The following is a 10,751-nucleotide window of genomic DNA, read 5'->3' as shown; positions in this document are numbered from 1 at the left end:
TTTTGCTTGCTTGTTCAGTTTTCAAAGAGCAATAAACTCGTTTGCCGCCGCGAGGCGACTTTACTAATATAACATGTGGTGTTCTTTTAGTCAACACCTTTTTTCAAAAGATCCGTCTGCGACGAAAAGTAATATTATACGCATTTCGAAGCGACGGATATTAATATAACAAGTATTCAACAAAAGGTCAATAGGGTTTAAAGTTTTTTTAGTATAACTTTTTCGCTGCTTTATAAACCCTGTGATAAAGGGATTGTCCCTTCGTTTCTACATTGATGACTTCAACTAAATTCTTTTCATTAAGATATTCAAGCAGTACTCCCAGATCAACGGAATAGGCTGTTAATTCTTCTTGATTCATGATTTCATCGAATGTCCAAAGATCTTTTTCCTTCAATACATCTATAATATGTGCAGTTCCCATTTGCGTTCTTGAATGAATTAAAAACTCACTTGCTAAAAACAGCAACTCAAGTCTTTTTTCAAGGGGCTCTTCACTGCTAACCAATTCTTCATAAAGCTTAAAAATCTCCGGTTCAATCTGTTTCACCTGATGCCACACAGTTACTTCGGGATGGAAGCCGTTTTCAATAACGGCTAATCTGGCAAGATGGTGCAAAGAATGGACAACATCGTTATATGCGTCCAGGTAATGCTGATTATCAAAAAAAGCTTTCCCGTCCGTGTAGCGGCGAATTAATTTTGCAAATTCGAGTCCTATTTTTATTTTACGTCCGTAGAAAGGAAATTCCTTCAGCTCAATCTTTAAATTATGAATATATTCGTTCCGGTCAAACAAGATTTTCCCATTATAAAGCCAATCGATAATTTTTCGATTCGACCCCAGCAACAGCCACTCATGTAATTGTTGTTCACTTATAATATGAAGAGCCGCCTTTTTATCACCATAAGTATAATGCTTCACATATACTGGCCGTTCTGCTTCCTTGATCACTATCAGCAAAATAGCATCAAATGTATCGGTAGACGGGCTCCATTTTCGTTTTTTTTCGATCATCAGGACGCCAAGGGTGTTTGGTTGGCTTGCCCGCTCTTGATATACAGGCCTAAGAATGTCCTCCATCATTATTCCTCCACTTTATTAATTGCTTATATTTTCGACAAAAAAACGAAAATTTCCTTCTTAGATTACAGATTGGGACGAAGAAAGCCCACTGCTTCAGCCGTGGGTGGTGTCACTGTAGAGAATTCCAGCAAACCTAAACCATTCCACTTCCTCCTGCTGAAATGATATAATGTATGTATTCTTTAGGAGGTACAAGCATGGCTAAATATTCTAGCAAGATCAATAAAATTCGGACGTTTGCCCTAAGCTTAATTTTTATCGGAATTATTGTGATGTACGGGGGGATTTTCTTCAGAAACTCACCTGTAGTGATGATCATTTTTATGATACTTGGTCTTCTTTTTATCATTGCCAGCACTGTTGTTTACTTTTGGATTGGCATGCTTTCGACAAAAACCGTTCAAGTTGTGTGTCCGAATTGCGGAAAGCATACAAAAATACTTGGCCGCGTGGATATGTGCATGTATTGCCGCGAACCGTTAACTCTTGACCGAAATCTTGAGGGAAAAGAGTTTGATGAAAAATACAATCGAAAAAAAGAGAAAAGCCGTCATGTGTGAAGACGGCTTTTCTTTTTCTAAGCAACAAAAAAGCCAATAGCTACGGGCTATCAGCTGGCTTAATGCGCTTCTTTAAACGAACAGTCAGAACAAGTTCCGTAAATCTCCATACGATGGTGGCTTACTTTAAAACCGGTAACATGAGAAGCAAGCTGCTCTACTTCATCAAGCCCAGGATAATGAAAATCAACGATCTTTCCGCACTTTTCACAAATCACATGATAATGATGGCTTGTCACAAAATCAAAACGACTGGATGCATCACCATAGGTTAACTCTTTAACAAGTCCCACTTCACGAAATACTCTTAAATTATTGTAAACGGTTGCCACACTCATGTTAGGGAATTTCCCTTCCAAGGACTTGTATATTTCATCGGCAGTCGGGTGTGACATTGAGTTTATTAAATATTCAAGTATCGCATGACGTTGCGGAGTAATCCTAACGCCTGTTTCCTTTAAGGTCTCCAACGCTTCTTTTAATTGACCGTGGTCCATCGCCATGCACCTCTCTTCTGAAAGTATTCTTATATTATAATCTTTATAATTAGTCTACTCACTTTTTAAGCATTTTGTCAATACACAAACTAAATAATATGCTTACCTGATTTAATTTTCGCCATGAAGAGGCATTTCTTTTTGCCCTAAATGAAAATTCACAAATCGGGCAGCAACAAAAAGAAAATCTGACAACCTGTTTAAATAAGCAAGCACTAATGGATTGAAATCAGCATTGATACCGACCGCACATCGTTCAGCCCTCCGGACCATTGTCCTTGCAACGTGCAGCGCTGCTCCGGCAGAATGGCCGCCTGGCAGAATAAAGTTTGATAATGCAGGCAAAAAAGCATCCAGCTTGTCAATCATTTGCTCCAATTCATTCAAATGCTCTTCTTTTAAAACCCATTTCACTTCTCTTCCACTTGGAGTGGCAAGTTCTGCTCCAACATGGAATAAAGCTGTTTGAATTTTATGGAACACTTCTTCGAGTTCATCTTTCCCGTCAAAAAACTCTTTATTCAAAAAGCTCATTGCCAGCCCAATCATTGAATTGGCTTCATCACAAGTTCCATAAGCCTCTACCCGCAGATCATCTTTCGCCACTCTTTCACCGTATATAAGCGATGTTGTCCCTTTATCTCCGGTTTTCGTATAAATCTTCACGTATCAATAGCCCCTTTCAAGGTTAATTACATTTAAAAATCCGCTATCTTTATTAATATATGTATGTAAATTATATTTAAAAATAGCAAATGCTCTTGGCATGCAGTTTTTGGTTATACTCGAAAGATGGGGGGTCACGGTTATATTTTCCATTTCCCAAAATGGATGCTGTTAATCAAGGGACTCATTGCTAAAAACGCCAAAATAGGCGGGCAATTTCATCATTTTTAAAGCTGTTATTAAAACACTTTCTTCAATAATATAATATCACTCACTAATAAAAAACTGTGCAGTCAAACTGAACGGCTAGCCGACGAATCGCATATCTTTTTGTTCAAAAAAAAGACGGCCCAGTTTGACTGGACCGCTAAGACTTATCTGAGGAGGTATGCCCTAATAAAATGATATTCAAAATATCGCTTTTGGCATGGACAAAAGCCTTCCTGCCAATAAAATAGGCTTCATTCCGCAGAATCGTTTTATTTGAGGTTTTCAGTAATATACTGCAATGCCTCTTCAACATGGTCTTTCACCGATACTTTTCTCCATTCTTTAACGACGTTTCCATTTTGGTCGATGATGAAGGTTGACCTTTCAATTCCCATATATTCCTTGCCGAAGTTTTTCTTCAGTTTCCATACCCCATAAGCTTCTGCGGCTTTATGTTCTTCATCAGCAAGCAACAGAAATGGCAAATCGTACTTTTCAATAAACTTTTCGTGCTTTGCGACCGGGTCAGTACTGATGCCGAGAATAACCGCATTCGCATCAGCAAAGCTTTGATGGCGGTCGCGGAAATCACAGGCTTGAGTTGTGCAGCCAGGCGTCATATCTTTCGGATAAAAATAAAGAACGATATTTTTCCCGCGGAAGTCTGAGAGGCTGACAGTTTGTCCGTTACTTGCCGGCAGTTTAAAGTCGGGGGCTCGTTTTCCAGTCAATTCATCCATACTATTTCCTCCAAATTCATTAGCATATAGGTAAGCGTATCCAAAATTGTTGTAAAAAACAAACTTTCAGCATGTTGAGCTTATTTTTCCGAGTCAAAGACCGCCCTAGCCACGAATGCGGCCGGGATCGTATAGCCGATCAATGCCTCCACGACTGCAATCGTCCGGCCCATGCCAACAGGAAACACATCCCCATAGCCAACTGAAAAAAGTGTCATTGCGCTAAAATAAATCGAGGTTTCCAAACGGCTCCAAAAATCTCCCGCAGCTCTGTTGCCCGCTTCGATCAGCACGGGCTCGCCCTGTAAATCAAACAGCATAAAGATCAAACCAAAACCGAGCATAATCGTCGCATATATTAAGATCAGAAACAGAAAATTCTCAAAAGAAACACGCTTTCCTTTTATTTTATAGGGTAAGAATAATGTGCGCAAACTCATTCCGATACAGAAAATGACCAGGGCCAGCATCGCATAAAACATCATCTTTTCCCTCTTTTCCGGACAACTCCCTTCATCCATCTATACGCGTAAGCATTCATCGATATGCAGGCTGCCAACAGCCAGATCAAGAATGATATAAGCCAATATGCCACAGAAATTTCGATTTAATGCTCCATGTGTGTTAAACACGAGCTTATAATAATGAAACGTTTCTGCAAATCATGTAAAATAGAGGACAGATTTTCACGAGGAGGATATCGATGCAATTTTCAAATTCAGAACGATTACATAAAGAAGCACTCGAACATATTGTCGGCGGGGTGAACAGCCCCTCACGCTCGTACAAAGCCGTTGGCGGCGGAGCGCCTGTCGTGATGGAACGCGCGAATGGAGCGTATTTTTGGGATGTGGACGGCAATCAATATATAGATTATTTAGCAGCGTACGGGCCGATTATCACAGGCCATGCCCATCCGCATATCACGGAAGCAATAAAAAAAGCGGCGGAAACAGGAGTTCTTTATGGAACACCGACCCCGCATGAAATAAAATTCGCAAAAATGATTAAAGAAGCGATGCCTGCTTTAGAAAAAGTACGCTTTGTCAATTCGGGTACAGAAGCCGTCATGACAACGATCCGTGTCGCCCGGGCTTACACGGGGAGGGATAAGATCATCAAATTTGCCGGCTGCTATCATGGCCATTCCGACCTTGTCCTTGTCGCAGCCGGTTCAGGTCCATCAACTCTCGGCACTCCAGACTCTGCAGGGGTGCCTCAAAGCATTGCACAGGAAGTTATCACCGTTCCTTTTAATGACATCAAGCCATTTAAAGAGGCTCTTGAAAAATGGGGCGATCAAATAGCGGCAGTCCTGGTCGAGCCGATCGTTGGCAACTTTGGGATCGTTGAACCGAAAGAAGGATTTTTAAAACAAATAAACGAGCTTGCCCATGCTGCAGGCGCACTTGTCATCTATGATGAAGTCATTACAGCATTTCGGTTTATGTATGGAGGTGCCCAGGACATGCTCGGCATCCAGCCCGATTTAACTGCACTGGGAAAAATCATTGGCGGCGGGCTGCCGATTGGAGCCTATGGAGGAAGGCAGGAAATCATGGAAACCGTCGCTCCGCTTGGCCCCGCTTACCAGGCCGGAACAATGGCAGGAAATCCAGCCTCCATTTTATCGGGAATCGCCTGTCTGGAGGTTCTTAAGCAAAAGGGAGTGTACGAGCATTTAGACCATCTCGGCGAAATGCTTGAAGAAGGCATTCTTGAAGCTGCAAAGCAATTTAATATTCCGATTACAATAAACCGTTTAAAAGGTGCCTTTACTGTCTATTTTACGGATGTGAAAGTGGAAAACTATGAACAGGCAGAAAATACGGATGGGGAAATGTTCGCGAAGTTTTTTAAACATATGTTGAACCAGGGAATCAATCTGGCCCCATCTAAATATGAAGCGTGGTTTATAACGATAGCCCATACGGAAGAAGATATTCAAGCTACACTTCACGCTGTCCAAAACGCATTTTACTTACTGGCAAACGAATAAATATTCATTTTTTTATACATTCCGGAAGAATTTCTGTCTTCCGGCTTTTTAATAACTTCCTTTGAAAACGTTTACAAATAACACAATTATACATTTTTTTATTTTTTTCTTCAACAATTAGCATCCAACTTGCTGTATAATAATTGATTTCTGAAAATTCTTATGATATGATACGAATATTACGTAAAAATACCTTTTTAAATAAACCGTTCACGGTTTATTAACCCTTTCCCTTTTTTCACCGCAATTAACCTACTCAAACATGAGATTATGAATGACATTTTTTATTTAGGAGGTGAACCGGCTTTAGGGAACATCAATCCTCTTCCCAAGCCGAGGCTATGACACAAAAATGGAGTCCTTCTCTTTTCACTGACTTTCACAGGCAGGAACATGATGCTTGCGGAATTGTTGCGTCTTTGGAAAAAACAAAAAAACCTACTAATGAGAATATATTTAATTGTATAAATGCATTAGTCACCATGAACCACCGGGCCGGATTCATCAACGGCGAAGGAGATGGAGTCGGGATCCATATCGATATTCCGCGAGAACTTTGGAAGGAAAAATTCAAGAAAGCCAACCTCGATCCTGCAGTGGTTGATCAGGACAACTTTGTTGTCGGTCATATATTTATCACGAGAAAGGCTGACAGCAAATCTATTAAAAATGGATTAATTAAAAAATTGGAAGCTTCCCAGTTTGATATTTTATTTGAAACAGACAGTGTAACGAATCCGTCTGCGCTAGGACCGATTGCCATCCAGGAAAACCCGGTTTTCTGGCAGTTTGCCGGCGTTTCACCGCTTTCCGGACAGGAATTGTCCAAAGCGTTATTTGAGCTGATTATCGATTTTGAACTGAACGAAAATGTCCATGTTGCTTCTTTAAGCCAGCATCATGCCGTCTATAAGGTGATGGGAGCCGGCGATATTCTGCCGAAATATTACCATGATCTTGCAAACCCACTGGCCGCTTCCACGATGACTCTTGGCCATAATCGTTATTCTACCAATACCCTTTCAAGCTTTTTCCGGGTCCAGCCTTTCAGTATACTCGGTCATAATGGAGAGATTAACACGATTGCCAAGCTTCGCGATGAGGCAAAAATGATTGGAGTCCCGTTGGTCAAAGACGGCAGTGATTCCCAGGATTTAAGCAGAACGATGGAAACGTTTATTTGCCGTGACGGCTATTCTTTATTTGAGGTCATGGACTTATTGTTTCCGCCAATCATTAATGAGATAAAAGCATATCCGGAACACATGCAGGATCTTTATACGTATATTCGCGAAGCATGGGGCCATTTTGCCCAGGGGCCGGCCGGAATCATTTCGCGATTCGGTGATGAAGCGGTATTTAGTGTTGATGCTCTTGGCCTTCGTCCGCTTTGGATGCTCGAAACACAATCATCGTATCTATTTTCTTCTGAACCGGGGATCATTCCTGCAGAAGAATATAGGAATGATCCAAAACCATTGGCACCAGGGGAAAAGGTTGGCTTTAAATGGGACGGACAAACTTTGAAGGTTTATGAGCAGGAACAATACCAGGCTGAAGTTTACACCCGCTTTTCGCAAAGAGTCAACTTTACAGATACGAGAAAGAGGTTAAACCCTCCGGCTCTGGCTAAAACGGTCCTAATGAATTATCCGATCAAAATTCATAACGGCCAGTATAAAGCGTTCGGCTGGGAACGCGATCATGTTCAGCTTGTTGAACAGATGGCAGAAAAAGGAGCCGAACCAATCCGGTCGCTTGGCCATGATGCTCCGCTGGCAGCCTTGAATCCAGAGCGAAAAAACATTGCGGATTATATAAAAGAAAGCGTTGCTGTTGTTACAAATCCGGCAATCGACCGCGACAGGGAAACCGAACATTTTTCAACAAGAACGATTATCGGAAAGCGTCCTAATTTATTTGCCAAAGATGAAACAAGCACCATTATTGAGCTTTTAACACCTATTTTAATTGAAGGAAAAGCAGGCTTCGAATGTTCCCGGCAGCTCGGGCAGCCTAGTTATGACCAGATCGTGCATCTTTTCCAGGAGCAAAAGCTTGCTTCATATCTGTCTTCGACATTTACAAGCGAAGAAACGGTTGAAAATGCCTTACAGCGGCTCGCTGATGCCGCAGTCGCTGCTGTCAAAAACGGGAAAACGCTGTTGATTATCGATGATGCCGATTCCCATCAAGACGGCCATTACTGGCTTGATCCGCATCTTGTCATTTCTGCGATCGACCAGGCGCTTGTTAAAGCAGAGCTGAGAAGAGACTGCTCTCTTTTACTTCGCTCAGCCGCGATTCGTTCCTTGCACGATATCATTACCGCATTTGGTTTGGGCGCTGACCTGATCAGCCCTTACTATATGTTCACGACCGTGCTGGACGAATCGTTAAAGCCGCTCGTAAACTTATACAGCGCTATGACAAAGGGGCTTGAAAAAGTCATTTCAACGATCGGCATCCATGAATTGCGCGGATACGGCCGTCTTTTCTCTGCCATCGGTTTGAATGAGCAAGTCGCTGAATACTTGAACATTGTCAACTTCTTTGGCGCAACACATTTAGCCAGTAATTTTGAAGCGCTGAAAGAAGATGCGATCTTACGGGCAGCTGATTATCAAAATGAAAAAGAGCGCATCGGCAAAACATTCCACCTGTTCCCGCGCATTTGGAAAGCAATCGGCGAAGTAGCGTCAACTGGTGATTACAATGCTTACCGGGAGAAAATCAGCGAGCAGGAAGAACAAAATCCTACAACGATCCGCCATTTAACAAGCCTGAAAAAAGCGGCGGCACCTGTACGGCCGGAGGAAGTCAATATCGGCGTTGGAAAACACAGCCTGCCATTTGTGATTGCCTCGATGTCGTTTGGTTCACAAAATGAGACGGCCTTCCGGGCTTACGCTGAAGGAGCGGACCGTCTGAATATGGTTAGCTTGAATGGTGAAGGCGGCGAAATCAAAGATATGCTCGGCAAATATCCAAGAACACGCGGGCAGCAAATCGCTTCCGGAAGGTTTGGGGTTAATGCCGAACTGCTGAATTCAACGAACTTGCTCGAGATTAAAATTGGCCAGGGCGCCAAGCCTGGTGAAGGTGGCCACCTCCCTGGATCGAAAGTAACAGCAAAGATTGCAGAGGCGCGGAACGCAACAATCGGTTCCGATTTAATCTCTCCTTCTAATAACCATGACATTTATTCTATCGAAGATCTCGCGCAAATGATTCACGAGCTAAAAACGGCTAATGACCAGGCACAGGTCGCCGTAAAGGTGCCGGTCGTTCCGAATATCGGAACGATTGCTGTCGGAATCGCAAAAGCAGGAGCTGATATTATTACACTGAGCGGCTTTGATGGCGGAACGGGCGCAGCAAGAATCCACGCCCTCCAGCATGTTGGCCTGCCGGTGGAAATTGGCGTAAAAGCCGCCCATAACGCCCTTCTTGAAGCAGGTTTGCGCGATAAAGTTGAGCTATGGGCTGATGGCGGAATCAAAAGTGCACTCGATGTCCTGAAAGTGATGCTTCTTGGCGCCAACCGGGTTGGCTTTGGCACCCTTACGATGATATCAATCGGCTGTACAACATGCCGTGGCTGCCATCTTGACACATGCCATGTCGGTATCGCAACGCAAATTGATTCTGAAGCCCAGGCAAAAGAGCATGGTTTGCGCCGCTTTGTGCCAAGACAGTATGATTTAGCTGTACAGGGGCTTGTTAACCTGTTTACAGCATTTGGCCAGGAATTAAAAGAATTGGCTGCTTCGATTGGAATTAAAAACCTGCAGGACGCAGTCGGCCGTTCCGATCTGCTTGAACAGGTTAAAGGCAAGGATCAGCTCGATTTAACCTATTTGCTGAAAACGCTCGAAATCGGCCAGCTTAACCAGAAAGAAGCTGCCGCGGCATTGGAAACGAAACAGCTTCAGGTTGCGGTTGGCGCCGAATATCTGGATGGAGTTGATTCTGAGCTTCACCATTCCCGCGAGTTCCACAGTGTGAATTCGGGGCAGAGAGTGCTGGCGAGCCGCGTATCATGCCATCGCGTTCGCGGCCGTCTTGACGGTTCTTATAAAAACCTCCCTCCTGTTGATTTGAAATATAAGGGATCGATTTTAGGAAACGGGCTTGGAGCCTATAACAGCGAAGGCATTCGCATCCAGGTGAGCGGCGGTGGTCAGGACGGTGTTGGGAAAACCTCGTTTGGCGGAAGCATCCAGATCGCCAAGTCAAAAGGCAAGGACGGCAAATTTTATAATGGCGCCGTTGGGAAAGGCTTTGGCTATGGAGCGCAGAAAGGGCTTCTCATTGCCCAGGGAAATGCCGATGCACGTGCCGGAATCAGATTGTCAGGGGCAGATATGATTATTGGCGGCCTTATTAAAGAGCCATTGCCTGAAAAAGAATTTGGCAATATCGGTGCAAAAGCAAATATTAAAGGTTTTGCTTTCGAATATATGACAAACGGCAGGGGCCTTGTTCTCGGTGATCCGGGCCCATGGATTTGCGCCGGAATGACTGGCGGTGTCGTATACTTGCGCCACCAGCCAGAGATGGGATTAACAAAAGAAGCGATCCAAAGAAGGATTGCCAAAGGTGCTAAAGTTTCGGTAACAGCTTTATCTGAACAAGGAAAAGCGGATGTGGCAGAGCTTTTGCAAAATTATCTGCAAATGCTGAACGCTCAGGAACAGCATGATGAAGCTGCCGAGCTCGCCCTTCTATTGGAAAATCCGGAAAAACACTTTGTGCAGGTTGTCCCTGTAAAAGAACAGGCAGACCCTTCCGTTTCAACAGAATAATCACTTTAAAGCCCGTTGCCAAATTGGCACGGGCTTTTTGTTTTTTCCGAAAAACATCTTCATAGAAATAACCCTTGATCTTCGGGCATAATCATTGTATAGTACAATATTGTTTAGTTTACTAACTTTCGGTTAAAAGTATCTATATTAACTCATCTTCAGTAATTATGATTTAGAAAGGATT

General features: G+C 43.1%; 8 protein-coding genes. 3 read left to right on the top strand and 5 right to left on the bottom strand.

Translation table 11 applies throughout. The annotated features are described in order from the left end of the window. Positions 1–208 precede the first annotated feature (208 nt). Positions 209–1,084 (bottom strand): nucleotidyltransferase-like protein, encoded by an 876-nt coding sequence (locus tag CU633_RS18260; RefSeq protein ID WP_101662004.1) that lies wholly within the window; start codon positions 1,082–1,084, stop codon positions 209–211. Positions 1,085–1,284: 200 nt separating this feature from the next. Between CU633_RS18260 and CU633_RS18255 the strand changes: the two genes are divergently transcribed. Then, entirely contained in the window at positions 1,285–1,647 is a 363-nt protein-coding gene (locus tag CU633_RS18255) for a YgzB family protein (protein ID WP_101662003.1), read from the top strand. A gap of 59 nt (positions 1,648–1,706) precedes the next feature. Here CU633_RS18255 and perR read toward each other — a convergent pair whose 3' ends face one another. The 4 genes from perR to CU633_RS18235 all read right to left on the bottom strand — a co-directional run bounded on the left by perR (position 1,707) and on the right by CU633_RS18235 (position 4,245). Continuing rightward, a complete protein-coding gene (gene perR / locus CU633_RS18250; RefSeq protein ID WP_180955026.1) occupies positions 1,707–2,144 on the bottom strand; it encodes a peroxide-responsive transcriptional repressor PerR in 438 nt (145 codons plus the stop codon). A 111-nt stretch (positions 2,145–2,255) separates the two neighbouring features. Next, a complete protein-coding gene (locus CU633_RS18245) occupies positions 2,256–2,810 on the bottom strand; it encodes a cob(I)yrinic acid a,c-diamide adenosyltransferase (protein ID WP_101662001.1) in 555 nt (184 codons plus the stop codon). Positions 2,811–3,289: 479 nt separating this feature from the next. Further along, the gene (gene bcp / locus CU633_RS18240) at positions 3,290–3,760 is read right to left on the bottom strand and encodes a thioredoxin-dependent thiol peroxidase (protein WP_101662000.1); all 471 of its coding nucleotides are present in this window, start codon (positions 3,758–3,760) and stop codon (positions 3,290–3,292) included. An 80-nt stretch (positions 3,761–3,840) separates the two neighbouring features. Then, positions 3,841–4,245 (bottom strand): ion channel, encoded by a 405-nt coding sequence (locus CU633_RS18235; protein WP_101661999.1) that lies wholly within the window; start codon positions 4,243–4,245, stop codon positions 3,841–3,843. Positions 4,246–4,463: 218 nt separating this feature from the next. On the opposite strand from CU633_RS18235, the gene CU633_RS18230 reads away from it, so the two are divergent. Further along, complete coding sequence (locus CU633_RS18230; protein WP_101661998.1) at positions 4,464–5,759, top strand: glutamate-1-semialdehyde 2,1-aminomutase; 1,296 nt, start codon at positions 4,464–4,466, stop codon at positions 5,757–5,759. 341 nt (positions 5,760–6,100) lie between these two features. Beyond that, on the top strand, positions 6,101–10,567 hold the full coding sequence (locus CU633_RS18225) for a glutamate synthase-related protein (RefSeq protein WP_101661997.1): 4,467 nt from the start codon (positions 6,101–6,103) through the stop codon (positions 10,565–10,567). Positions 10,568–10,751 lie beyond the last annotated feature (184 nt).

Origin of the sequence: Bacillus sp. V3-13 (genome assembly GCF_002860165.1) — a bacterium.
Lineage (GTDB): Bacteria > Bacillota > Bacilli > Bacillales > Cytobacillaceae > Bacillus_BJ.
This window is presented reverse-complemented; position numbering and strand designations above follow the sequence as displayed.

What these genes read in the sequence shown, in the direction of transcription:
- CU633_RS18230 (WP_101661998.1), top strand. Translation starts at nt 4,464, where the DNA reads ATGCAATTTTCAAATTCAGAACGATTACATAAAGAAGCACTCGAACAT.
- CU633_RS18225 (WP_101661997.1), top strand. Translation starts at nt 6,101, where the DNA reads ATGACACAAAAATGGAGTCCTTCTCTTTTCACTGACTTTCACAGGCAG.
- CU633_RS18260 (WP_101662004.1), bottom strand. Translation starts at nt 1,084, where the DNA reads ATGGAGGACATTCTTAGGCCTGTATATCAAGAGCGGGCAAGCCAACCA.
- CU633_RS18235 (WP_101661999.1), bottom strand. Translation starts at nt 4,245, where the DNA reads ATGATGTTTTATGCGATGCTGGCCCTGGTCATTTTCTGTATCGGAATG.
- CU633_RS18255 (WP_101662003.1), top strand. Translation starts at nt 1,285, where the DNA reads ATGGCTAAATATTCTAGCAAGATCAATAAAATTCGGACGTTTGCCCTA.
- perR (WP_180955026.1), bottom strand. Translation starts at nt 2,144, where the DNA reads ATGGACCACGGTCAATTAAAAGAAGCGTTGGAGACCTTAAAGGAAACA.
- bcp (WP_101662000.1), bottom strand. Translation starts at nt 3,760, where the DNA reads ATGGATGAATTGACTGGAAAACGAGCCCCCGACTTTAAACTGCCGGCA.